Origin of the sequence: Umezawaea tangerina (genome assembly GCF_003002815.1) — a bacterium.
In the GTDB taxonomy this organism is placed as follows: Bacteria; Actinomycetota; Actinomycetes; order Mycobacteriales; family Pseudonocardiaceae; genus Umezawaea; species Umezawaea tangerina.
The window spans coordinates 707,569-731,202 of sequence record NZ_PVTF01000004.1; the positions used below are offsets into that span (position 1 = coordinate 707,569).

Sequence of the window (23,634 nt, forward strand, 5' to 3'; positions counted from 1 at the left end):
CTCCCCGACCTAGGCGCGCAGGGCGATCGCGCCGTTCTCCGTGCTGGACACCTGTTCCGGGACGAGCCCCGGTACCCGCTCGGCCGCCGCTTCGAGGGCGGAGCGGGCGGCGATGAGCTGCGAGGACACCGTGCGGCGCAGCTCGACGAGCTCGGCTGAGTGCTGCTGGATCTCGGCGATGCGCCGCTGCGCCTCGCGGCTGGCGACCTTGACGACGAACTCGCCCCTGGACTTGACCAGGGCCTCCTGCTCCGCGATGTGCCGGTCGGCTTCGGCGCTGCGCTTGGCCAGCTCCTCGTCGAAGACCAGCTGCGCCATCACCCGGCGCTCCTCGGACTCGGTCTCCAGCCGGTTGCACTGCCCGGCCGTCTCCTCCAGCAGGATGTCGGCGTCGAGCTGGGCCTGCTCCATCGCGGCCGCGCACTCGGCGTCGACCTCGGCCAGCCTGCGCGCGTACTCCGCCTCGATCTCGGCGGCGCGGCGCTCCAGCTCGACCTCGCGCTGGTCGAGCTCCGCGGCCCGGTTCGCGGCCGCCTCGCGGGCCAGCCTGCCCTGCTCCTCGGCCTCCGCGCGCAGCTCCGCGATCTCGCGTTCGGCCTGCTCGCGGTGCTCGGCCAGCTCCACCTCGGTGCGCTGCCGCAGCGACGAGACCTCGCGGTCGGCCCTGATCCGCAGCTCGGCCGACTCGTCCTCGGCCAGCAGCAGCATCCGGTGCAGGCGCTCGGTCGCGCCCGCGGTGGTGGACGGCGACATCTCCAGCCGCTCCACCCGCGACCGCGCGTCCTCCAGGTCCTGCCGGGTCATCTCCAGCAGCTTGCGCAGGTCGGCCGCCTGGGCCATCGCCTCGGCGCGGTCGAGGCTCGTGTAGCGCAGCTGGTCTTCCAGGTTGTCGATGTGGTCGATCACCTGGCGCCGGTGGAACCCCCGGTACACAACGTCGAAACCCGCGTGCAGCGGAACAACTTCCTGCTCTTTTGCACCCATGGCTGCCACCCACCCCGCCTTGTTGAAGATTGGCAGAGAGTACCGACGGGGTCCGACACCAACCAGCCTGTTCGGTTCTCGTCAAAAAGTGCCGAACCGATCTCACATACCCGACCAGCAGCGGAAACACCGGTTTGTAAGATCAAAACTCGGTTTTCGTGAGTCACCCGATTGTGTCTATTTCACGAACGGTCACTGGACCACCCCGCCATCAGGGGGCAACAAACAACTCGGCTATCGCACGAAATGTGGAACACATTCGAGTTAATCCCGAATACGCCCGGTCACGAGAGCCCGCCTCGCTACCAGCCAGTAACGAGCCACTACCCTGACCGGGTGACGCCAGCCCCCCTGCCCCTCACCGGCGAGCGGACCGTGCCGGGAATCGACGTCGAGAACTACTGGTTCCGCAGGCACGAGGCGGCCTACCTCGACCTGCTCCGGTACTGCGCGGACGCCGTGGTGCTGGAGGCGGGCTGCGGCGAGGGCTACGGCGCCCGGCTGATCGCGCGGCGGGCCGCGCGGGTGGTCGCGCTGGACTACGACGCGTTCACCGCCGCGCACGTCGGCGCCGCCTACCCGGAGCTGGACGTGGTGCGCGGCAACCTCGCGTCGCTGCCGCTGCGCACCGCGAGCGTGGACGTGGTGGCGAACCTCCAGGTCGTCGAGCACCTGTGGGACCAGGAGCAGTTCGTGGCGGAGTGCGTGCGGGTGCTGCGGCCCGGCGGCAGGCTGCTGATGACCACGCCGAACCGGCTGACGTTCTCGCCGGGGCTGGACAAGCCGCACAACCCGTTCCACACCAGGGAGCTGGCGCCCGACGAGCTGCGTGAGCTGCTCACCGTCGACGGGCTGCGCGTGGAGGTGCTGGCGGGGCTGCGGCACGGGGCTCGGCTGCGGGAGCTCGACGCCGCGCTCGGCGGGTCGATCATCGACGCGCAGGTGGACGTCGTGCTGTCCGGCGGGCAGTGGTCGCCGGAGCTGCTGGCCGCCGTCACGTCCGTGCGCAGCGACGACTTCGACCTCACCACCGACGACCTGGACACCAGCCTCGACCTCGTCGCGGTGGCGGTCCGGACATGACGTCGGAGGGCACGTTCTGCCTGGTCCTGCACAGCCACCTGCCGTGGCTCGCGCACCAGGGCGGGTGGCCGGTCGGCGAGGAGTGGCTCTACCAGGCGTGGGCGCACTCCTACCTGCCGGTGGTGGACCTGCTGGAGCGGTTCGCCGCCGAGGGCCGCCGCGACGTGCTGACGCTCGGCGTGACGCCGGTGCTGGCCGCGCAGCTCGACGACCCGTACAGCCTGCGGGGCGTGCACGACTGGCTGGGCAACTGGCAGCTGCGCGCCCAGTACGCCGGGCGGCGGCTGGCCGACCTGAGCACCTACGAGCACCGGCAGTCCGAGCGCGCGCTCTCGGCGTTCGAGACCAAGTGGCGGCACGGGTTCTCCCCGCTGCTGCGGCCGCTGGTCGACTCGGGCACCGTCGAGCTGCTCGGCGGCCCGGCCACGCACCCGTTCCAGCCGCTGCTCGACCCGCGGCTGCGCGCGTTCGCGCTGCGCACCGGGCTGGCGGACACGGCGCTGCGGCTCGGGTCCGCGCCGGAGGGCATCTGGGCGCCGGAGTGCGGTTACGAGCCCGGCATGGAGCACGGCTACGCGGCCGCGGGCGTGCGGCGGTTCATGGTCGACGGGCCCGCGCTGGGCGGCGACACCTCGGCCGCGCGGACCGTCGGCGACTCGGACGTCGTGTGCTTCGGGCGCGACCTGGAGGTGTCCTACCGGGTGTGGTCGCCCAGCGTCGGCTACCCCGGCGACCCGGCGTACCGCGACTTCCACACCTACGACCACCCCACCGGCCTCAAGCCGTCGCGGGTGACCGGCATGGACGTCGCCCCGCAGGACAAGGCGCCCTACGAGCCCGCGCTCGCCGCGGAGGCCGTGGCGCGGCACGCGGTGGACTTCGTCGACGCGGTCGTGCGCCGGCTGCGGGACCTGCGCGAGCAGAAGGGGCGGCCCGGTCTCGTGGTGGCCGCCTACGACACCGAGCTGTACGGGCACTGGTGGCACGAGGGACCGGCGTGGCTGGAGGCCGTGCTGCGCGCGCTGCCGGAGGCGGGCGTGCACGTGACGACGCTGCGCGGCGCGCTGGAGGCCGGGCACCTCGGCGGGCCGGTGGAGCTGCCCGCGTCGTCGTGGGGCGCGGGCAAGGACTGGGGCACCTGGGCCGGGCCGCAGGTCGCGGACGTCGTGCACGGCAACGCCGAGGTGCAGCGCGAGCTGCTGGCGCTGGACTTCACCGGGCCCACCCGCGACCCCGTGCTCGACCAGGCCGTCCGCGAGGCGCTGCTGTCGCTGTCGAGCGACTGGGCGTTCATGGTCACGAAGGACTCGGCCGCCGACTACGCCCGCTACCGGGCGAAGGTGCACGCGGAGCGGTTTCGCGAACTGGTGTCCCGGCGCGGGAACGGGGCTCGGGCGGCGGAGTTGCGGCTGGTCGACGGCCCGTTCGGGCACCTCGACTCCAGGGGGTTGGCCTAGGTGGGCGGAATGCGAGGATCAGCCATGCGCGTGCTGATGTTGTCCTGGGAGTACCCGCCGGTCGTCGTGGGCGGGCTCGGCAGACACGTGCACGCCGTCGCCACCCAGCTCGCCGCGTTGGGCCACGAGGTCGTGGTGCTGTGCCGCCAGCCGTCCGGCAGCGACGCCGTCACCCACCCGACCAGTGACCACGTGTCCGAGGGCGTGCGGCTGATCCGGGTCGCCGAGGACCCCGCGCACCTGGTGTTCGAACGCGACCTGGTCGCGTGGACGTTGGCCATGGGTCACGCGATGACCCGTGCGGGCCTGGCGCTGCTGCGCGACTGGAAGCCCGACGTCGTGCACGCGCACGACTGGCTCGTCTCGCACCCCGCCATCGCGCTCGCCGAGGCCGCCGGGGTGCCGCTGGTCGCGACCGTGCACGCCACGGAGGCCGGGCGGCACAGCGGCTGGCTGTCGCAGACGCTGAACCAGCAGGTGCACTCCGTGGAGTGGTGGCTGGCCAACCGGGCCGACTCGCTGATCACCTGCTCGGCCGCGATGCGCGCCGAGGTGGCGCACCTGTTCGACGTCGACCCGACCGGCGTCACCGTGCTGCACAACGGCATCGAGCCCCGCCGCTGGAAGGTCAAGGCCGCCGACGTGGCGACCGCGCGCGACCGGTACAGCCCGGACGGCCACCCGCTGCTGCTGTTCTTCGGGCGGTTGGAGTGGGAGAAGGGCGTGCAGGACCTCCTCGCCGCGCTCCCCCGCATCCGCCGCGCCCACCGCGGCACCCGGCTCGTCGTCGCAGGCGAGGGCAGCCACGCGACCTGGCTCGTCGACCAGGCCCGCAAGCACAAGGTCCGCCGCGCCGTCGACTTCGTCGGCCACCTGTCCGACCGCGAGCTCACCGCCGTCCTGGCCGCCGCCGACGCCGTCGTCCTGCCCAGCAAGTACGAACCCTTCGGGATCGTCGCCCTGGAAGCCGCCGCCGCCGGCACCCCGCTCGTCGCGTCCACCGCCGGCGGCCTCGGCGAGGTCGTCCGCAACCACGACACCGGCCTCTCCTTCACCCCCGGCGACGTCGACGGCCTCGGCACAGCCGTCCGCTCGGTACTGGCCGACCGGCCCGCGGCGCTGCGGCGGGCCAAGGCGGCGAAGGCGCGCCTCGCGACGGACTTCGACTGGACGAAGATCGCGGCCGGGACGGTGGAGGTGTACCGAGCGGCACGGGTCGGCGCGCCGGTGGTGCTCGGACGTCCGAAGATCGCCACGGGGAACATGTTCGGCTAGAGCTGTTCAGCGCTTCCGGTTCACCGCGGACACGACGGAGAAGACACCGACCGCGGCACCCGTCACCCAGCTCAGCGAGGCGAGCGGCGTGTCCGAGTAGGCCTTCGAGATGAACACACCCGCGCCCAGGTAGGCCAGCGCCAGGAGGAACCCGCCCGACAACGACAGGACCCGGATGACCTTCGCGGCCTGGTCCAACCGCTGGTCCTCGTTCTTGTCCAGCACGCTCCGGTGGACGTCCGAGTCGGCGACTTCCTGAGCGCGCTCGAGGTACTGCTTGATGTTGATGTTGCCGGAGTGGAGGTCCTGTTCCTCACGGGACCGCAATGGTGCCAGGTGCACACCCCGAACCGCGGATCTCCCGGTTTTCACGACTCCCTCATCATTCACCGAGGTCTCCTTCCGTTGGGAGCTGAGCCAGCCCCGCGGCCAGTACTCCGGCTATGAGAATCATAAAACGCCTGTCAACGTTGCGCAGCGTGCCGGGATCGGGCGAGTCGATGCCGAGCAAACCGAACCGGCGTCCGTTCGCGTTCACCGGTACGGAGATCAACGAGCGGAACTTGCGCTTTTTCGCATCGACGAAATCCGGGGCCTCGTGCAGATCGTCGATCCACAGCGACTCCTCGCCGCGGGCCAACCTGATCACCGAGCGGGCGTAGTCCCCGTCCTCCGCCAGGAAGACCTGGCGAGGTGGCGGGGCGTCTTCCCGGCCCTCGTACGCCGCACGTTCGAGCCGGTCCCCGTCCAGCCGGTAGAACACGCTGCGGTAGGTCTCCTTCCGCCCGGTGCCGCACTGGGCGCGCGCGGTGGCCACAGCACGGTTGACCAGCGTGTCCAGCGCACTCTTCTTGTTCTTGACGTCAACCGCGACGGACACTTGACCGAGAGCGCTGACCAGCGGCTGGCTGGCTTCCGCCAGCGACATCCGCAACTTCTCCTCCGTGGCCTTGACCGCCAGGGACGCCTTGCGGGACCGGACTTCCTTGAGGGTGTTCAGCAGCGCCATCGAGGCGGTGCAGGCGATCGCGCCCAGCCACCAGTAGACCTTCACCGGGGCCGTCGTCGACCCCGCGAAGGCGGAACTCACGGTGATCACGACCGGCAGCGCCACCGGCACGCCGAACCGCACCGCCGCACCAATCTTGGCTTTCACGAATTCGCATTACCTTCTGCAGATTGCCCAACACACGGGACCTCGGGCACCAGCGGGCATGACCGCACACAGGTGACCGAAGGGTGAACAAAAGCTATCCACACACCCGAAAGCCGAAACACCGCCGAACGGGTCAAGAAAATGCACAACACAAGCCGCACCCATCGAGAATTGCGGAAAGAATTCGATAATTCTCCGCACTAGTGCGGAGAATTGCACTTAACCATCACCCGATAGTGTGAAGTAGTCACTCCGAAGAACCGGACAACGCTCCGACGGCGTCCTGGGGAAATCGCGATCCGCACTCGTCCGGAGCATCCTCGACTCCAGGACCAGGACCTCGGACGCGCGCCCGTCAGCTCGGGTCCGTGCCCAGCCGGTGTTGGCGGGACCCGGAGCCGTTGCTCCACACGGGCGGGGGCTCGGCTTGGTGGGTGCACTTCCGGGGGAAACGTGGTCCGGGGGTGTGGTCGGTGTTCATGATTGCCCGGTGCACAAGTGGGCGTGGTCGGGGGCGGTGGCGGGTGCCGCGCTGGCCGGGCCGGTGCTCGCCTGGTCGGTGGGGTCGTTGTGGGCGGTGGTGGCGGTGGTGCTGCCCGCAGGGGTGGCGGTGTTGGCGGTGCGGGCGGCTGAGCGGCGGGCCGCGGGGTTGGGGGCGGAGCTGGCTGAGGCGCGGCGGACGGCGGCGGCGCGGGCGGACCTGGTGGCGGCGGTGAGCCACGACGTGCGGACGCCGTTGGCGATGGTGAAGGTCGCGGCCGACCTGTTGTTGCAGGGCACGCCGGGTGAGGTCAACGAGCGGCAGCGGCGGTTCCTGACCACGATCTCCGACCAGGCCGACCAGACCATCGCGATCGCCGAGGACCTGCTGGTGCAGTCGCGGATCGAGGCCGGGATGTTCGCGGCGCGGTTGGCGCCGGTGGACCTGAACCGGCTGGTGGCCGACGCGGTGCGGGGGCTGCGGCCGTTGGCCGAGCAGCGGGACCAGCGGATCACGGTCGACCTGCCGCGGCTGCCGCCGGTGGTCACCGCGGACGAGCGGCTGGTGACCCGCGCGATCGTCAACCTGAGCACCAACGCCATGCGGTTCACCGCGAACGGCGGGATGGTGGTGCTGCGGGTGATCGACAACGACGACTCGGCGGTCATCAGCGTCACCGACGACGGCGCGGGCATGACGCCGCAGGCGCGGGAGAAGCTGTTCCGGCCGTTCGTCTCGGGGGCGCCGCTGGCCGACGGGACGGGGCTCGGACTGGTGCTGACCCGGCAGATCGCGCTGCTGCACGGCGGCAGGCTGCTGGTCGACACGACGCCGCGACGCGGCACCACCATCATGTTGCGGCTGCCGCACCGGAGGAACCCATGACCGGCCCGTTGGCGCTGCTCGCCGAGGACGAACCGCAGATGGCGGACCTCGTCGGGTTCATCCTGGAGTCGGAGGGGCTCCGGGTGCGGATCGTGCACGACGGCCTGCTGGCGCGCGAGGTGTGGGCGGCGGGCGGGGTCGACGTGGCGGTGCTGGACGTGGGGCTGCCCGGCCTGGACGGGGTGTCGCTGTGCCGGGAGATCCGGGCCGCCGGCTCGCTGCCGGTGCTGATCCTGACGGCGCGCTCCGACGACAGCGAGATCATCGAGGGCCTGGAGGCCGGGGCGGACGACTACGTCGTGAAGCCGTTCAAGCCGCGGGTGCTGGCGCTGCGGGTGAACGCGCTGCTGCGCCGGGCGGTGCCGCGCACGACCGGCCCGCTGCGGGTGGGCGACCTGGTGGTGGACCCGGTGACGCGGGTCGTCGTGGCGGCGGGCCGCGAGGTGCCGCTGGCCGACCGGGAGTGGCGGCTGCTGATGGCGCTCGTGACCAGGCCGGGCGAGGTGGTGTCGTGGCGGAAGCTGCTGGCCGAGGTGTGGGAGGCCGACGACTGGCTCGGCGGCCGGGAGATGGTCAAGGCGGCGATCTACCGGCTGCGCCAACGCCTGCACGACGACACCGCGCACCCGCGCTACGTCGAGACGGTCCGCGGCGCCGGGTACCGGCTCAAGGCCTGACGCCCCGGTAATCCCGGCATTACCAACCATCACCTCGCGGTGACGCCACGGGCCTCCCGTCGTCCCTACCGTTCTGGTCAGCCCCGTCAACGCCGTGCGGGGTGGTGGTCCCGACAGGGGAGGGTCCCATGCGCAGGACGATGGCCGTGCTCGCGGCTTTAGCGCTCACCACGACAGCTTGTTCCCAACGCGCCCCGGAGTCCGCCGGTCCCCGAAAGGAGGTCGTCGTCGCGTGCGGCGCGGCCGAGGACTGGTGCCAGAAGATGACCGCCGGGTTCACCGCGAAGACCGGCATCCCGGCCGACTACGTCCGGCTCTCCAGCGGCGAGGCGGTCGCCCGGTTCGGCGCGTCGCGCGACAACCCCGAGTTCGACGTGTGGCACGGCGGTCCCGCCGACGGTTACGAGGCCGCCAAGGACCAGGGGCTGCTCCAGGCCTACGCGTCCTCGGCCACCGGCAAGATCCCGGCGAGGTACCGCGACCCGGCGGGCTACTGGACCGGTGTGTACATCGGCGCGCTCGGCTTCTGCTCCAACCGCGACGTGCTCGCCAAGGCCGGTCTGGAGCCCCCGAGGTCGTGGGACGACCTGCTGGCGCCGGGGTTCGCGAAGCAGGTCGCCATCGCGCACCCGGCGACGTCGGGCACCGCCTACACCGCGCTGTACACGGTGGTCCAGCTCAAGGGCGGCGAGGCGGCCGGGCTGCGCTACTTCCAGGACTTCGGCAAGTCCGTCCTCCAGTACAGCAAGAGCGGCAGCGCGCCGGGGCAGATGGCCGGGCGCGGCGAGGTCGCGACCGGTGTCGTGTTCTCGCACGACTGCGTGAAGTACCAGGAGGAGGGCTCGACGTCGCTCGTGGTCACCTACCCCAGGGAGGGCACGGGGTACGAGGTCGGCGCGGTCGGGATCCTCGCCCGCGCCCGCAACCTCGACGCCGCCAAGGCCTACGTGGACTACGCGGCGAGCGCCACGGCGCAGGAGATCGGTCCGACGGTGAAGTCCTACCAGCGCCCGACCTCACCCGACGCCACGCCCGCGCCGCAGGCGTTCGACCCGATGGCGGTGCGGCTCGTCGACTACGACATCGCCGCCGCGGGCAAGGCCAAGAAGGGCCTGATCGAGCAGTTCGAGTCCGGCGTCGCCACCGCACCCGCCAACTAGGACGGAGCAGGACATGTCGGTGCTCCACCGCGTCCGCTCGAAGCCGGCGCTCACCCTCTCGCTCGTCGTCGTCACCGCCGTGCTCGGTGTCGGCCTGCTCTTCCCGGTGTCGCAGGTGCTGCTCACCGCGTTCTCGCCCGAGGGCTTGGCCGCCGTGGAGTCGCTCGTCGGCTCCTCGGCCGACCGGGAGGTCGTCGGCAACACGGTCGTGCTCGGCCTGTGCGTCGCCGCGGTCGGCACCGCGCTCGCGTTCCTGTTCGCGTTCGTGCAGACCCGGTTGGACGTGCCGTTCAAGCGGGTGCTGCACGTGGTCGCCGTCGTGCCGGTGGTCAGCCCGCCGTTCGCCCTGGCCACCGCGCTGGTGGTGCTGTTCGGACGCAACGGCGTGATCAGCCAGGGCGTTTTCGGGGTGCCGTACGACATCTACGGCCTGGACGGGCTGACGATCGCGCTGGCCCTGTCGTTCTTCCCCGTCGTCTACCTGACCCTGGTCGGCATGATGCGGAGGCTCGACCCGTCGCTGGACGAGGCCGCGACCAGCCTCGGTGCCGGGCGCGCCAAGGTGTTCCTCACCGTGACCCTGCCGATGCTGCTGCCCGGACTGGCCAGCGGGTTCCTGCTGCTGTTCGTCGAGGCCATCGCCGACCTGGCCAACCCGCTGGTGCTCGGCGGCGACTTCACGGTGCTGTCGTCGCGGGCCTACATCGCGATCACCGGCGAGTACGACGTGGCGTCCGGGGCGGTGTTCTCGCTGTCGCTGATGGTCCCCGCCGTGCTGGTGTTCCTGCTCCAGCGGTACTGGATCGACCGGCGGAAGGTCTTCAGCGTCACCGGGAAGCCCACCGGCAGGCCGCAGACCTACCGGGGTCCGGTGGCGATGACCGCCTACGCCCTGGCGGTCGTCGTGGCCCTGCTGATCGTGCTGGTCTACGCGACGATCGGCTACGGCGCCGTCACCGCCGTGCCGGGCGTGAACAACACGTTCACGTTGGCGCACTTCGACTTCGTGCTCTTCGGCATCGGGTCGGAGGCGATGGTCGACACCACCGTGCTGGCCGTCGTCGCCGCCCCGCTGGCCGGGCTGCTCGGGGTGCTCATCGCCTACCTGGTCGTGCGGAAGCTGCCGCGCGTCGGACCGCTGCTCGACTTCGTCGCGATGCTGGGGATCGCCGTCCCCGGCACCGTGCTCGGGATCGGGTTCGTGCTCGCGTTCCGCTCGGAGAACCTGGTCGGCGGTGTCACGGTCATCCCGTCGCTGGTCGGTGGCGCGGCCGTGCTCGGCGGCTCGGTCGGGATCGTGGTCGTGCTGCTGATCCGCGGCACGCCCGCGGCCGTCCGCGCCGGAGTCGGGTCGCTGCACCAGATCCACCCGTCGATCGACGAGGCGTCGGCGAGCCTCGGCGCCGACGACTCGACGACGTTCCGCCGGATCACGTTGCCGCTCATCAGACCCGCGCTGCTGGCCGGGCTGACGTTCGCGATCGCCCGCTCGATGACGACCCTGTCGCCGATCGTGTTCCTCACGACCCCGGACACCAAGATCATGGCCGCGCAGATCCTCGCGGAGGTCGACGCGGGCCGGTTCGGCAACGCCTTCGCCTACTGCTGCGTGCTGATGGCGATCGTGCTGGCCCTGATCGGCCTGGTGCGCCTGGCCGTCCGCGACCGGGCCGTGCGGCCGCTGGTCGTCCTGCCCGCTGCCGAGATGCCCGTTGTCGAGCCCGCGCTCGTCGGCGCTGTGAAGGAGTAGACCGACCATGGCCGACCACCACGTGGGCAACCTCGTGCTCACCGACCTCGTCAAGCGGTACGAGAACACCGACCCCGCCGCCCGCCCCGCCGTCGACGGCGTCAGCCTGGACGTCGAAGCGGGCGAGTTCCTCACCCTGCTGGGACCGTCCGGGTGCGGCAAGACCACGACCCTGCGGATGGTCGCGGGCTTCGAGACCCCGACGTCCGGGACAATCTCGCTGGACGGCGCCGACATGCTGCGACTACCGCCCAACAAGCGGCCGATGGCGATGGTGTTCCAGAGCTACGCGCTGTTCCCCCACCTGTCGGTGTTCGAGAACGTCGCGTACGGGCTGCGGATCGACCGGGTGCGCCGGGCGCGTCTGGAGGAAGCGGTCGAGATCGCGTTGACCAGCATGAACCTGACCGGGCTCGGCGAACGGTTCCCGCACCAGCTCTCAGGCGGGCAGCAGCAGCGGGTGGCGCTGGCGCGGGCGATGGTGGTGCAGCCGTCGGTACTGCTGTTCGACGAACCGCTGTCGAACCTGGACGCGAAGTTCCGGGAGCAGATGCGGCGGGAGATCCGGTTGCTGCAACGGCGGATGGGGATCACGAGCCTCTACGTGACCCACGACCAGGCGGAGGCGATGAGCCTGTCGGACCGGATCGTGGTGATGAACGCGGGGCGGGTGGAGCAGGTGGCGACGCCCGCGGAGGTGTACACGCGGCCCGCGTCGGTGTTCGTGGGGAACTTCGTGGGACGGGCTTCTTTTCTGCCTGTGTCGGGGGTGGTGGTGAGGGGTGGGAGGGGGGGGGTGTCGGTGTTCGGGAAGGAGGTGGAGGTCGCGGCCGATCCGGGGGTGGGGTCATCGGGGGTGGTCATGGTGCGGCCGGAGTCGGTGGTGGTTTCGCCGGTGTTCGAGCAGGGGTGCGGGGTTGTGAGGAGTGCTGTGTACCTGGGGGCGGGGGTGGACTACGAGGTGGAGACGGATCAGGGGACGGTGTTGGCGTCGGTGGGGGATCCGGATGTCGGGGGGTTGTTGGAGGAGGGGACGAAGGTGGGGTTGGAGGTGGATGCTTCGCGGGTTTATCTGTTGCCTCGGGGGGGAGGGGGTGGGGGATGCCTGGCTTCCTGTTGGTGCTCCCCACCCCTGGCGGAGCCCGGCCCCCGGTGCGCGATTGTCTCAATGCCTTGCCCCCATTTGTCAAGACGGTGAAGCTGTCTTGACAAATGGGGGCAAGGCAGGAGGGCGCTGTTTATCGGGGGCGGGAGGGGATCTGGCTTCGCCAGACATCGAGCTGCGCTCGACAGGGCATCGGGCTGCGCCCGACAAGGCATCCTCGGCTGCGCCGTTGGACGGGGCATCGGGCTGCGCCCGACAGGGCATCGGCTGGCGCCGACGAGGCCCCAGGCGCTCCGCGCCGGATGCGCGCTGGCGGGCTGCGCCCAACTGGGCGGGGTGGGTGGGTGGGTGGGTGTCGGGCTGGCGGTGGTTATGTGTTGCGGGCTTTGTCCAGGGCTTCTTTTGCTTTGCGGGCCATGTCTTTGACGGCGGCGCGTTTGACGGCGTCTGCTTCGTAGTCGTCGCGGCGGTCGCGGACGACGCGGGCGGGGATGCCTACGGCGATCTTGTAGTCCGGTACCTCGCCGCGGACTACTGCGTGGGCGCCGATGACGCAGCCGCGGCCGATCAGGCTGCCGCGGGTGATGGTGACCTTGGTGCCCAGCCAGGTGTCGGGGCCGATGCGGACTGGGGACTTGATGATTCCCTGGTCCTTGATGGGGATGGTGATGTCCGAGGTGACGTGGTCGAAGTCGCAGATGTAGACCCAGTCCGCCACGAGGGTGGCGGCGCCGATTTCGACGTCGAGGTAGCAGTTGACGGTGTTGTCCTTGCCGAAGACGGCCTTGTCGCCGATTCGCAGGGAGCCCTCGTGGCAGCGGATGGCGTTGCCGTCGCCGATGTGGACCCAGCGGCCGATCTCCAGGCGGCCGTAGCCGGGGCGGCAGTGGATGTCGACCTTCTTGCCGAGGAACACCATGCCGCGCAGGACGACGTGCGGGTTGGCGAGGCGGAACTTCAGCAGGCGCCAGTAGCGCACGAGGTACCACGGGGTGTAGGCGCGGTGGCGGAGCATCCAGCGCAACGACGCCATGGTCAGGAACCTGGCCTGCTCGGGGTCGCGGCGGGAGCGGGTCCACTTCGCGGCCATGGGCGAGCCCCACATGCTGGTCACAGCAGAGGACCGTAGTCGATGAGGTCGGACTGCTCAGCGAGCAGGCGTTCGAGTGTCAGGACGACCTGCGGGGTGTGGCGGGTGTCGAGGCGGGTGGCGTGGACGTCGCGGGTGAGCGGGGTGCCTGCGAGGGGTCTGGCGACCACGGCGGCGGCGGAATGCCGAAGTGACAGGCGGGGCAGCAGGGCGACGCAGAGGCCTGCCTCGACGAGGCCGATGACGGTGTGGAAGTCGTCGCCCTCGAAGCGCAGCTCGGGGCGGACGGCGGTGAGCTCGCGCACCAGGTCGAGGCGCAGGCAGGACTGGGGAGCCGCGACCCAGGTGTCGCCCGCCAGGTCGGCGAGGTCGACCACGGGTCGGGAAGCCAGCGGGTGGTCGGCGGCCAGGACGGCGAGGACGGGTTCGCGGGCGATGCGGAGGCGGCGCAGGCCCGCGGGCAGCGGGACGGGGTCGAGCTCGTAGTCGAACGTGAGCGCGAGGTCCAGCTCGCCGCGGGCCAGCGCCAGGTAGGCGGCGTCTGTCTCGACCTGGCGCAGCACGATCCCGACACCGTCGAGCCTGGCCAGGGCACCGGGCACGAGGTGGGCGGCGGCCGAGGCGAACGCGCCCAGCCGGACGTGGCCGGTGCTGCCGTCGCGGACGGCGTCCAGCTCGGCGGACGCGGTGGCGAGCACGGCGCGCAGCCGCAGCTCGGCGTCGAGCAGCACCTGACCGGCCTGCGTCGGGCGCACCGGGCGGCGTTCGAGCACCCGCAGCCCGACCCGGCGTTCGAGGTCGGCGATCTGCTGGGACACGGCGGGCGGGCTGTACCCCAGCTCAGCGGCCGCAGTGGCGAACGAGCCGGTGCGCACGACCGCCTCCAGGGTGGCGAGCAGACGGGGATCCACCGGATAAGCATCGCTTACCGAAGGTGAAGGAGCCATCGCTTGTGCTTACCGGCGGTGACCAACAGGATCGAGGGCATGGAGCGAGACGTCGTGGACCTGCTGACCCGGCTGGTGGAGATCGACTCGGTGAACCCGTCGCTGGTCGCGGGCGCCGCGGGCGAGGTGGAGATCGCGGAGTTCGTCGCGGGCTGGGCGCTGGCGGCGGGGCTGCGGGCCGAGGTCGTGGAGGAGACGCCGGGGCGGCCCAGCGTCGTCGTGCGGTCGAACCGGACCGGCACCGGCCGGACGCTGCTGCTGTGCGGGCACCTCGACACGGTGGGCGTGGGCGGCATGACCGACCCGCTCACGGCGCGGGTCGACGGCGACCGGCTCTACGCGCGCGGGGCCTACGACATGAAGGCCGGGCTGGCCGCGGCGCTGGTCGCGTGCCGCGAGGCCGACCGCGCGGGCATCGGCGGCGAGGTCGTGGTGGCCGCGGTGGCCGACGAGGAGCACTCCAGCACCGGTGTGCAGGAGGTGCTGCGGCACGTCACCGCCGACGCGGCGATCGTGTGCGAACCGACCGAGCTGACCGTCGTCACCGCGCACAAGGGCTTCGTGTGGACCGAGATCCGGGTGGTCGGCAAGGCGGCGCACGGGTCGCGGCCGCACCTCGGCGAGGACGCGATCTTGAGGACCGGACCGGTGCTCGTGGCGCTGGAGCGGCTCAACGAGGAGCTGCGCGGACGCGAGCACCCGAGGCTCGGACCGGGCACACTGCACGCGTCGCTGATCACCGGCGGCCGGGAGGAGTCCACCGTGCCCGACCTGTGCGTGCTGACGGTCGAACGCCGGACGCTGCCCGGCGAGACCGCGGCGGACGTCGAGCGCGACGTCGCCGAGCTGCTGGCGTCGTGCGACGTGCGCGCCACCAGCCGCACGACGCTGGCGCGGGACCCGTTCGAGACCGCCGAGGACCACGCGTTCGTCGGCGAGGTCGTGGCCGCGGCCACCGGGGCGCTCGGCAGGCCGGTCGAGCTGGCGGGCGCGTCCTACTGGGCCGACTCGGCGTTCATCTCGGCGGCGGGCATCCCGACCGTCCTCTTCGGACCTCCCGGTGACGGCGCGCACGCCGAGGTCGAGTGGGTCGGTCTCGAAGGGACGGTCGAGTGCGCCCGCGCGCTCGTCGCCACCGCGAAGGGCTTCTGCCGATGACGTTCACCGCCAACCCGCACTACCGGCCCGACGCCGTGCCGCCACCGGCGGGCGCCGAGGTGCAGGAGTTCCACCGGAGCCTGCCCGGCTACCGGCCGTCCCCGGTCCGCTCGGTAGAGGGGCTGCTCGTGAAGGACGAGTCGGACCGGTTCGGGCTGCCCGCGTTCAAGATCCTCGGCGCCTCCTGGGCGATCGAGCGGACCGTGCGCGCCCGGCCGGGGACGCGCGTGCTGGTCGCGGCCAGCGCGGGCAACCACGGCCGGGCGGTCGCCCGCGTGGCGGCGCAGCGCGGGCTCGGGTGCCGCATCTACCTGCCCGCCGTGACGAGCGCGGGCCGGGCCGCCCTGATCGAGGGCGAGGGCGCCGACGTGGTGCGGGTGGACGGCGACTACAACGCCGCCGTCGCGCTGGCCGAGCGGGACGCGGGCCGTCCGGGGGCGGCGCTCGTGGCGGACACCGCCCTGACGCCGACCGGGGGTCCGCCGGAGTGGGTGATCGACGGGTACTCGACCCTGTTCCGCGAGATCGAGGTGCCGACCGACGTGGTGCTGGTGCCCACCGGGGTCGGGTCGCTGGCCGCCGCTGCGGTCCGCTGGGCCGTGCACGAACGGCCCGGCACGGCGGTGATCGCGGTCGAGCCCGCCACCGCCGCGTGCGTGACCGCGTCGATCGTCGTAGGCCGGATGGCCGCGGTGGACACGCCGGGCACCTCGATGGCCGGAATGGACTGCGCGTCACCGTCCGCGGTCGCGTGGCCGACCCTGCTGCACGGGCTGTCCGGGACGATCACCGTCACGGATGTCCAAGCGGCACAAGCGATGCGCGACCTGGCGCGCGGTGGACTGACCATCGGGGACTGCGGTGCGGCGACGCTCGCGGCGTGGCGGGAGGACGGCGAACCGGGCCGTTCGGTGCTCTGCGTGGCCACGGAGGGAGCCTCCGATCCGGACGCCTACGCGGAAGCCTTGTCCGCTTGACGACAAGAATTCTTCACCGTCTGGAGTTGGCCGGTGACCGTGGGTATGGTCCGCCACCATGCAGCGAAGAGGTGTCCTGACCACCGTTTTGGCCGCAGTCGCGCTGGTGACCGGCGTCTGCTCGGCTCCGGCCGCGCTCGCCGACCCCGAGGCCATGGCCGAAGATCCCGCGTCCCTCGTCAACCCCCTGATCGGTACGACGAACCTGGGCAACACCTACCCCGGCGCGGTCGCGCCGTTCGGCATGCTGGCCTGGAGCCCCGAGCTCTCCAAGGGCAACGCGACCCGCACCGCGGCGCCCGGCGGCTACCACTACGACGTGAACAAGGTCCGCGGGTTCAGCCTGACCCACATGTCCGGTACCGGCTGCGCCGGTGGCTCCGGTGACATCCCCTTCTTCCCGCACGTCGGCACCGTGACGACCTCCCCCGCCGCCGACGGCACGGACGCGGTCTACGCCAGCACCTTCAAGCACGACAACGAGGTCGCCAAGGCGGGCAGCTACAAGGTCGGCCTGGACTCGGGCGCGACCGCCGAGCTGACCGCGACGACCCGCACGGGCTCCGGCCGGTTCACCTTCCCCGCCGACAAGCCCGGCACGATGCTGATCCGCACGGCCAACTCCGAGACCGGCAGCACCGCGTCGGACGTGACCGTGGACGCGGCGACCCGCACCGTCACCGGCTCGGTCACCAGCGGCAACTTCTGCGGCTACATCAACCAGGTCGGTAGGCGCAGCTACTACACGCTGCACTTCGTGGCGCAGTTCGACCAGCCGTTCAAGGAGGTGGGAACCTGGCAGGACGGTGTCGTCACGCCGGGCTCGACGACGTCGACCGGTGCCACGACCTACGGCACCTCCGGGTGGCCGGTGGTCGGCAAGGGATCGGGCGCCTACATCGGGTTCGACACCGCCGCGGCCAGCACCACCAACGTCAAGGTCGGCATCTCCTACGTGAGCCTGGACAACGCCAAGGCGAACCTCAAGGAGGAGAACCCGCCGAAGGCGACGTTCGAGAAGACCCGCGACAACGCCGTCAAGGCGTGGTCGAAGCAGCTGGGGAAGATCGAGGTGGGCGGCGGCACCCCCGAGCAGCGGACCACGTTCTACACCGCGCTCTACCACGCGCTGCTGCACCCGAACGCGTTCAGCGACGTCAACGGCGAGTACTGGGGCATGGACGGCAAGCCCCACAAGGTGACCAGGAAGCAGAAGGTCCAGTACGGCACCTTTTCCGGCTGGGACGTCTACCGCTCGCAGCTCCAGCTCCTCACCCTGCTGGAACCGGAGACCGGGTCGGACATCGCGCAGTCGCTGCTGAACCAGGCCGACCAGAACGGCGGCGTCTGGGACCGGTGGACGCACAACTCCGGCGGCACGCACGTGATGAACGGCGACCCGTCCGCACCCGCGCTCGCGGGCATCTACGCCTTCGGCGGCAGGGACTTCGACGTCAAGGCCGCGCTCAAGTCGTTGGTGCGGGCGGCGACGGTGCCGACCGAGCAGGACCTGAGCAAGGACGGCTGGGCCGTCATGTCGGTCGGCCAGCGCCCGTCGCTGGACAAGTACCTTCAGCTGCACTACATGCCGTCGGTCTCGAACGCCTGGGGCGGCGCGGCGGAGACCCTGGAGATGTCCACCGCGGACTTCGCGCTGTCGGAGCTGGCGAAGGACGTGAAGGACCCGGCGACCGCGAAGGTGTTCGCCGAGCGCTCGCAGTGGTGGCAGAACAACTTCGACCCGGTCGCGCACAGCAGCGGCGGGTACGTCCGCAACCGCAACGCCGACGGCACCTGGGTCAAGGACTTCGTGCCCGGCACGGAGAACGGGTTCGTCGAGGGCACCAGCGCGCAGTACAGCTGGATGGTGCCGCACAACGTGGCGGGCCTGGTCGAGTCGATGGGCGGCAAGGACCGGTTCACCAAGCGGTTGGACGACTTCTTCCACAAGGCCGACGGCAGCTGGGCGCTGAGCGGCGCCGGTGGCGACAAGGCCGCGCTGGACAACGAGCCGTCGATCAACTCGCCGTGGCTCTACGACTACGCGGGCCAGCCGCACAAGGCGCAGCAGACGATCCGCCAGGTGCTCAACACCATGTGGGGCGACAAGACCGGCGGCATTCCCGGCAACGACGACCTCGGCGCCATGTCGTCCTGGTACGTGTTCGCCGCGATGGGCATGTACCCGCAGGTGTCCTCGCGCGCCGAGCTCGTGCTGGGCAGCCCGCTGTTCCCGAAGATCAAGGTCGACCGCCCGGACGGCAAGGACATCACCATCACCGCGCCGAAGGCCGCGGCCGACGCGCCGTACGTGCAGTCGCTCAAGGTGAACGGCAAGGCGTCCACCAAGCCGTGGCTGCCGACGTCGTTCGTGGAGAAGGGCGGCAAGCTCGACTACGTGCTGGGCACCACCGCGAACACCTCGTGGGGCTCGAACCCGGCCGACGCGCCCCCGTCGTTCCGCGACGGCGAGCAGCCGATCAAGCACGACCAGCCGTTCTACCTCACCGTGTCGCCGACCAGCCCCACGCTGGCGCCCGGCGGGTCGGTCACGGCCGCCGTGCAGGCGAAGCGGCTCTACGACGGCGACCCCGCCGTGACCTACACCGCCACCGGTGACTCCGCGCTGGTCTTCACCCCGGCGACCGGCACGGTGCCGATCGACGACACCGGCGCGCGGTTCGCCATCAGCACCACACCCGACGCGCCGCAGGGCTTCTACTCCGCCACGGTCACGGTCACCGTCGCCGGTGCCCAGCCGGTGGTGCTGCCGCTCACCGTGAAGGTCGCTCCGCCGGGCAGCATGCTGGCCGCGGTCAACAACATCGGCGCCTCCGACGACGCGGGCTCCGAGGTCGCCGACTTCGACGGCGGCGGCTACAGCTACTCGCGGCAGGCGCTGGCCGCGGCCGGGCTGAGCTCCGGCGCGACCGGCACGGTGGACGGGCTCACGTTCACCTGGCCGAACTCGCCGAACGACCGGGCGGACAACGTCGTCACCAACGGCCAGAGCGTCGACGTGACCGGCACGAAGCTGTCGTTCATCGGTGCCGCGGCCGACGGCGGTCGCACCGCGGCGGCCACGGTGACCTACACCGACGGCACGACCGGCACCGTCGACCTCGGGTTCAGCGACTGGACCCTGGGCGGCGGCGGCCAGAACCCGTCCTACGGCAACGTGGTCGTGGCCAAGACGCCGTACCGCAACCTCCTCGGCGGCGGCAACGAGCAGGTGGTGACCAACATCTTCGCCACGAAGACGTTCACCGCACCCGAGGGCAAGGTGCTCAAGAGCGTGCAGCTGCCGACCAACGAGGGTCTGCACGTGTTCGCGATCGCCACCGCGTAAGCCGGTTCCGGTGGGTGGGGGCGGATCCCGCCCCCACCCACCGGTTTGGCGCACCCCGGTTCCGGGGCAGCCCACCGGACAAACCGAGTGGAGGCCACCACCGTGTTCAGCGGAGTCCTGTTCGACTTCTCCGGCACCCTGTTCGACGACAGGTCCGTCCTCGACCCGGCCCGCGCCGCCGTCGGCGACGAGGTCATCACCGGTGTCCTCGCCCACGTCGACTCCCCCGAGGGCATCGCCGCCCGCCAGGGTTGCGACGTCTCGCGCGAGCGGCACCGCGCCGTCTGGACCGCCCTCATCGCCGAGTCCGGCACCTACAGCGGCACCGTCGTGGACGCCATCTACCACGCCCTCACCGACCCGTCCGCCTGGCGGCCCTACCCCGACACCGCACGGGTGGTCACCGCCCTGCACGACCGCGGCACGCGGGTCGGCGTCGTCAGCAACATCGGCTGGGACATCCGCCCCGCGCTGGCCGACGCGGGCGTGCTCGACCTGCTCGACACCGTCGTCCTGTCCTGCGAGCACGGCCTGGAGAAACCCGACCCCGCCCTGTTCACCCTCGCCTGCGACAAGCTCGGCCTGCCACCGGCCTCGGTGCTCTACGTCGGCGACGACCCGCTCAAGGACGGCGCGGCCGTGCGGGTCGGCATGCCGGTGTACCTGCTCCCCACCGAGCGCTCCGCCGACCGCGACCGCGGCCTGGACGCGGTGCTGCGCCTCGCCTAGGGCCTGTATCGAAGTCTCGTTCGGTACACGCCCTAGGTGTATTGACCTAAAAGGTTGGGAACGCGGCTGGCGGGTGGGTGGCCTGCGAGTGCGGTGTGGCCGCGGTGGTGATTGTAGGTGTGCAACCATCGTGGGAACGCTGCTCGTCGTTCGGTTTCGGATCGATAGGGGTAGGCATAGGCCCACTCGTCGAGCAGGGTGCGGTTGAACCGCTCCACCTTGCCGTTGGTCTGTGGTCGGTAGGGGCGGGTGCGTTTGTGGGCGATCCCGGCGGTGACCAGCATGTCTCGCCAGAGCAGGGACTTGTAGCACGAGCCGTTGTCGGTGAGCACTCGCTCGACGGTGATGCCTGTGGCGGTGAAGAACACCTGGGCCCGCCGCCGGAACGCGACCGCGGTCTCCTTCTTCTCGTCGGGCAGGATTTCGTTGTAGGCGAGCCGGGAGTGGTCGTCCACGGCGTTGTGCAGGTAGCTGTAGCCGACATGGCTGTTGCCGTTGGCGTCGAGTTTCTACCCGACGTGCGGGTGCGGTGGCGCTGCCCCGCCTGGCGGCTGGTGACCCGGTGCCCGCCGCCGTCGGGGATGTTGCCGAGTTTCTTGATGTCGACGTGTACCAGCTCGCCTGGCTCGTTCGTAGCGACGCACCGGCTGCGCGGTGGCCCGGTCGAGGTGGGCCGGTCGGGCCAGGCCGAACCGGATCAGTACCCGGTGCACCGTGGAGGGCGCCAGTCGCAGCAGGAACGCGATCCGGGCCGGGCCCCACCGCCGTGCCAGGCGGACCTTGATGATCCGCCGTTCGATCCGGATCGGGGTGCGGCCCGGACTGGTGTGTGGACGCGATGATCGGTCGCCCATGCCGGACTCGCCCTGGTCCCGGTAGCGGTCGGCCCACCGTTTCGTTGTGCTCACCGAGACCTGGAACCGTTCCGCGGCCCGCCGCAATGGCCAGTGCTCGTGCACGACACACCGTGCCAGGCGGAGCCTGCCCAGCGGGGTCAGTGGTGCGTTAGCGTGGGTCACGAGCGCCTCCGTCGGTCGGTGCAGACGTCGCAATCCACACCGAACCCGGAGGTCCTCACCTATTCCAAGATCATTCGATCTCGTGTCGCCCCGTTCCTAACCTCTGTGGTCAGTACACCTAGGGCGTCACCAGGACCTTGCCGAGCACGCGGTCGGTGGTGAGCCGGTCCAGTTCCGCGGGCAGGTCGGCGAGCGCCACCTCGCCGGACACCAGCGGCTCCACCGCCAGTCCGTCGGCCAGTGCCCGCATGGCGCGCGGGAAGTCGGCGGGGCCGGTGCCGTAGCTGCCGCCGACCACGACCGGCTTCCCGTGCCAGCCCGCCATCCAGGCGGACTCCTTGCGCCGCACGGTGTCCAGGTCGCAGTCCAGCTCGGGCAGGCGGTCGCCGGTCTTGGTGCCGCCGTAGAGCATCACGACCCCGCCCGGCCGCACCAGCCGCAGCGCGTCGCGGAGCAGGTCGGGGAACACGAAGCTGGTCGCGACGACCACGACGTCCTGGCTGTCCGGCGGCACCCCACGACCCACGACGCCGGGCAGCACACCGCGCGAGACCAGGAAGTCCAGCCGGTCGCGGCCGCGGTTGTGCAGCGCCACCCCGGCGCCGCCGAGCTCGGCCAACCCGGCGATCAGCACCCCGGCCACACCCGCGCCGAGCACTGTCACCGTTCGCGGCGGCGTGCCCAGGTGCCGTTCGGCCATCGCCACGCAGTGCGCCGCGCAGGCGGCGGGCTCCGCGAACACCAGCGTCCGCGCGCCCACCCCGTCCGGCGCGACCGGCAGCGCCCGCGCCAGGTCCGCCGCCGCCCCGGACACCCAGAGCCGCCGGGCGAACCCCGACCCCCTGCGCACCGGCACGTTCGGGTCCAGGCACACCCGCGTGCCGACCGGCAGCACCCCGTCCTCGACCACCCCCACCAGCTCGTGCCCGAACTGGCTGGGCCCGCCGCGCACCCCGGTGATCTCCTTCAGGTCCGACCGGCACACGCCCATCAGCTCGGTGCGCACCAGCACGCCGGGCATCCCGTCGTGCGCCAACGGCTCTCGGGTCAGCCGCGGCCCGTCCCCGGTCAGCGCGACGGCGAGCTGGTCCACACGGTCTCCACGGCCTCGGCGAAGCGGTCGGCGATCAGGTGGGCGTCGGCCGGGGTGAGGATCAGCGGCGGCCGCAGCTCGATCACGTTGCCGAGCCCGTGCTCCGACACCCGCGTGATCACCCCCAGGTCCCCCAGCGCCTTGCTCAACGCCGTCGCCAGCCGCGGCGACTTGGACCCGTCGGGCTCGGCCAGCTCGACCCCGAGCATCAGCCCGACCCCGCGCACGTCGTCCAGGAAGTCGAACCGCTCCTTCAGCGCCGTCAACCGGTCGAGGATCACCTTCCCGGTCGCGCGGACGTTCGCCAGGAACTCCGGCCGCTTCACGATGTCCAGGGTCACCACGGCCGCGGCGGCCGACAGCGTGTGGCTGCCGTAGGTGAACCCGTGCAGGTTGCGCGGCATCCCGACGAGCTCCTCCTCGGTGATGATCGCCGCCAGCGGCAGCCCGCTCCCGGTCAGCCCCTTCGACACCGTGATCATGTTCGGCGCCACCCCGAAGTGGTCGGCCGCGAACAGCGACCCGGTGCGGCCCAGGCCCGTCTGGTTCTCGTCGAAGATCAGCACGATCTCCCGCTCGACGCAGAACTCCTTGAGCCGCTGGAGGTAACCCGGCGGCGGCACCACGTTCCCGCCTACCCCGCTGATCGGCTCGATGATCATCGCGGCCACGCTGCCGGTGGAGGCGTAGGTGATGAAGTCGTCGATCCGGTCCACGCACAGCTTCCCGCAGCTGTCCGGCTCCTGCTTGTAGAAGCACCGGTGGCAGTAGGGGTCGGGCACGTGCAGCGCGCCCGGCATGTGCTGCTGGAACGGTGCCCGGATCCGCGCCGAGCCGTTCCACCCCGCGGCGGCAACGGTCTGGCCGACGTGACCGCGGAACGGCACGATCACGTCGCGGCGGCCGGTGTGCCACTGGGCGATCTTGATCGCGCCCTCGTTCGCCGTCGACCCGCCGGAGCTGCGCAGGTTGACCCTGGTCAGGTTGGGCGGCGTCAGCTCGACGAGCTGGCGCATCACCCGGTTCGTCGGGTCGGTCTGGAACGACGAGCTGGCGAACACCAGGTCGTCGACCTGGCCCTTGAGCGCCGCCACGACGGCCGGGTGGTTGTGCCCCAGCACCAGGTTGAACGTGCCGGACACGCAGTCCAGGTACTCGCGGCCGTCGGAGTCCCACATCCGCACGCCCTCGCCGCGCACCAGCCGCACGTCGCCCAGCTCGTAGTAGGCGTCGTCCTTCGGGTCCACCCCGGTGACCGG

The 23,634-nt window shown here is 71.3% G+C and carries 19 protein-coding genes and 1 pseudogene; 12 read left to right on the forward strand and 8 right to left on the reverse strand.

Translation table 11 applies throughout. The features are described from left to right. Nucleotides 1-9 precede the first annotated feature (9 nt). Nucleotides 10-984 carry a hypothetical protein gene (locus CLV43_RS17340; protein WP_146174785.1) on the reverse strand — a complete coding sequence of 325 codons (975 nt, stop codon included), beginning with the start codon at nt 982-984 and terminating at the stop codon, nt 10-12. A 336-nt stretch (nt 985-1,320) separates the two neighbouring features. Here CLV43_RS17340 and CLV43_RS17345 point away from each other — a divergent pair, with 336 nt between their 5' ends. From CLV43_RS17345 to CLV43_RS17355, 3 genes are read left to right on the forward strand one after another with little or no spacing between them, the layout of a single operon-like run. After that, nucleotides 1,321-2,067 (forward strand): class I SAM-dependent methyltransferase, encoded by a 747-nt coding sequence (locus CLV43_RS17345; RefSeq protein WP_245886559.1) that lies wholly within the window; start codon nt 1,321-1,323, stop codon nt 2,065-2,067. After that, nucleotides 2,064-3,524, forward strand: coding sequence for a 1,4-alpha-glucan branching protein domain-containing protein (locus CLV43_RS17350; protein WP_106188183.1), 1,461 nt, complete (start codon nt 2,064-2,066; stop codon nt 3,522-3,524). The genes CLV43_RS17345 and CLV43_RS17350 overlap by 4 nt, the downstream gene beginning before the upstream one ends. A gap of 24 nt (nt 3,525-3,548) precedes the next feature. Next, complete coding sequence (locus tag CLV43_RS17355) at nt 3,549-4,799, forward strand: glycosyltransferase family 4 protein (RefSeq protein ID WP_106188184.1); 1,251 nt, start codon at nt 3,549-3,551, stop codon at nt 4,797-4,799. 6 nt (nt 4,800-4,805) lie between these two features. Here CLV43_RS17355 and CLV43_RS17360 read toward each other — a convergent pair whose 3' ends face one another. Together CLV43_RS17360 and CLV43_RS17365 are read right to left on the reverse strand one after the other, a co-directional pair. Further along, the gene (locus tag CLV43_RS17360) at nt 4,806-5,141 is read right to left on the reverse strand and encodes a hypothetical protein (RefSeq protein ID WP_146174786.1); all 336 of its coding nucleotides are present in this window, start codon (nt 5,139-5,141) and stop codon (nt 4,806-4,808) included. 40 nt (nt 5,142-5,181) lie between these two features. Then, nucleotides 5,182-5,955, reverse strand: a complete 774-nt coding sequence (locus tag CLV43_RS17365; protein ID WP_146174787.1) for a GAF domain-containing protein — start codon at nt 5,953-5,955, stop codon at nt 5,182-5,184. 490 nt (nt 5,956-6,445) lie between these two features. Here CLV43_RS17365 and CLV43_RS17370 point away from each other — a divergent pair, with 490 nt between their 5' ends. From CLV43_RS17370 to CLV43_RS17390, 5 genes are all read left to right on the forward strand, one after another. Next, nucleotides 6,446-7,321: a sensor histidine kinase gene (locus CLV43_RS17370; protein ID WP_146174788.1), complete on the forward strand. Its 876-nt coding sequence runs from the start codon at nt 6,446-6,448 to the stop codon at nt 7,319-7,321. Beyond that, a complete protein-coding gene (locus tag CLV43_RS17375) occupies nt 7,318-7,998 on the forward strand; it encodes a response regulator transcription factor (protein WP_106188188.1) in 681 nt (226 codons plus the stop codon). The genes CLV43_RS17370 and CLV43_RS17375 overlap by 4 nt, the downstream gene beginning before the upstream one ends. Before the next feature lie 128 nt (nt 7,999-8,126). Continuing rightward, nucleotides 8,127-9,158, forward strand: a complete 1,032-nt coding sequence (locus CLV43_RS17380; protein WP_106188189.1) for an ABC transporter substrate-binding protein — start codon at nt 8,127-8,129, stop codon at nt 9,156-9,158. Nucleotides 9,159-9,171: 13 nt separating this feature from the next. Beyond that, complete coding sequence (locus CLV43_RS17385; RefSeq protein ID WP_106188190.1) at nt 9,172-10,908, forward strand: ABC transporter permease; 1,737 nt, start codon at nt 9,172-9,174, stop codon at nt 10,906-10,908. A gap of 7 nt (nt 10,909-10,915) precedes the next feature. Next, nucleotides 10,916-12,106, forward strand: a complete 1,191-nt coding sequence (locus tag CLV43_RS17390) for an ABC transporter ATP-binding protein (RefSeq protein ID WP_106188191.1) — start codon at nt 10,916-10,918, stop codon at nt 12,104-12,106. 277 nt (nt 12,107-12,383) lie between these two features. Here CLV43_RS17390 and CLV43_RS17395 read toward each other — a convergent pair whose 3' ends face one another. Then, the gene (locus CLV43_RS17395) at nt 12,384-13,127 is read right to left on the reverse strand and encodes an acyltransferase (protein ID WP_106188192.1); all 744 of its coding nucleotides are present in this window, start codon (nt 13,125-13,127) and stop codon (nt 12,384-12,386) included. Beyond that, the gene (locus CLV43_RS17400) at nt 13,124-14,014 is read right to left on the reverse strand and encodes a LysR family transcriptional regulator (protein WP_170155872.1); all 891 of its coding nucleotides are present in this window, start codon (nt 14,012-14,014) and stop codon (nt 13,124-13,126) included. Before CLV43_RS17400 ends, CLV43_RS17395 begins: the two co-directional genes overlap by 4 nt. 75 nt (nt 14,015-14,089) lie before the next feature. Between CLV43_RS17400 and CLV43_RS17405 the strand changes: the two genes are divergently transcribed. The 4 genes from CLV43_RS17405 to CLV43_RS17420 all read left to right on the forward strand — a co-directional run bounded on the left by CLV43_RS17405 (nt 14,090) and on the right by CLV43_RS17420 (nt 20,263). Beyond that, nucleotides 14,090-15,208 (forward strand): M20/M25/M40 family metallo-hydrolase, encoded by a 1,119-nt coding sequence (locus CLV43_RS17405; protein ID WP_106188298.1) that lies wholly within the window; start codon nt 14,090-14,092, stop codon nt 15,206-15,208. Continuing rightward, nucleotides 15,205-16,185 (forward strand): pyridoxal-phosphate dependent enzyme, encoded by a 981-nt coding sequence (locus tag CLV43_RS17410; RefSeq protein ID WP_106188194.1) that lies wholly within the window; start codon nt 15,205-15,207, stop codon nt 16,183-16,185. The genes CLV43_RS17405 and CLV43_RS17410 overlap by 4 nt, the downstream gene beginning before the upstream one ends. A 58-nt stretch (nt 16,186-16,243) precedes the next feature. Continuing rightward, on the forward strand, nt 16,244-19,534 hold the full coding sequence (locus CLV43_RS17415; protein WP_106188195.1) for a GH92 family glycosyl hydrolase: 3,291 nt from the start codon (nt 16,244-16,246) through the stop codon (nt 19,532-19,534). A 102-nt stretch (nt 19,535-19,636) separates the two neighbouring features. Further along, nucleotides 19,637-20,263 (forward strand): HAD family hydrolase, encoded by a 627-nt coding sequence (locus tag CLV43_RS17420; RefSeq protein ID WP_170155873.1) that lies wholly within the window; start codon nt 19,637-19,639, stop codon nt 20,261-20,263. A gap of 32 nt (nt 20,264-20,295) precedes the next feature. Here CLV43_RS17420 and CLV43_RS17425 read toward each other — a convergent pair. From CLV43_RS17425 to CLV43_RS17435, 3 genes and pseudogenes are all read right to left on the reverse strand, one after another. Beyond that, a pseudogene (locus CLV43_RS17425) lies at nt 20,296-21,282 on the reverse strand (IS481 family transposase). A 118-nt stretch (nt 21,283-21,400) separates the two neighbouring features. Continuing rightward, nucleotides 21,401-22,375, reverse strand: coding sequence for an alcohol dehydrogenase catalytic domain-containing protein (locus tag CLV43_RS17430; RefSeq protein ID WP_106188197.1), 975 nt, complete (start codon nt 22,373-22,375; stop codon nt 21,401-21,403). Further along, nucleotides 22,351-23,622 carry an aspartate aminotransferase family protein gene (locus CLV43_RS17435; protein ID WP_245886560.1) on the reverse strand — a complete coding sequence of 424 codons (1,272 nt, stop codon included), beginning with the start codon at nt 23,620-23,622 and terminating at the stop codon, nt 22,351-22,353. Before CLV43_RS17435 ends, CLV43_RS17430 begins: the two co-directional genes overlap by 25 nt. Nucleotides 23,623-23,634: the final 12 nt, after the last annotated feature.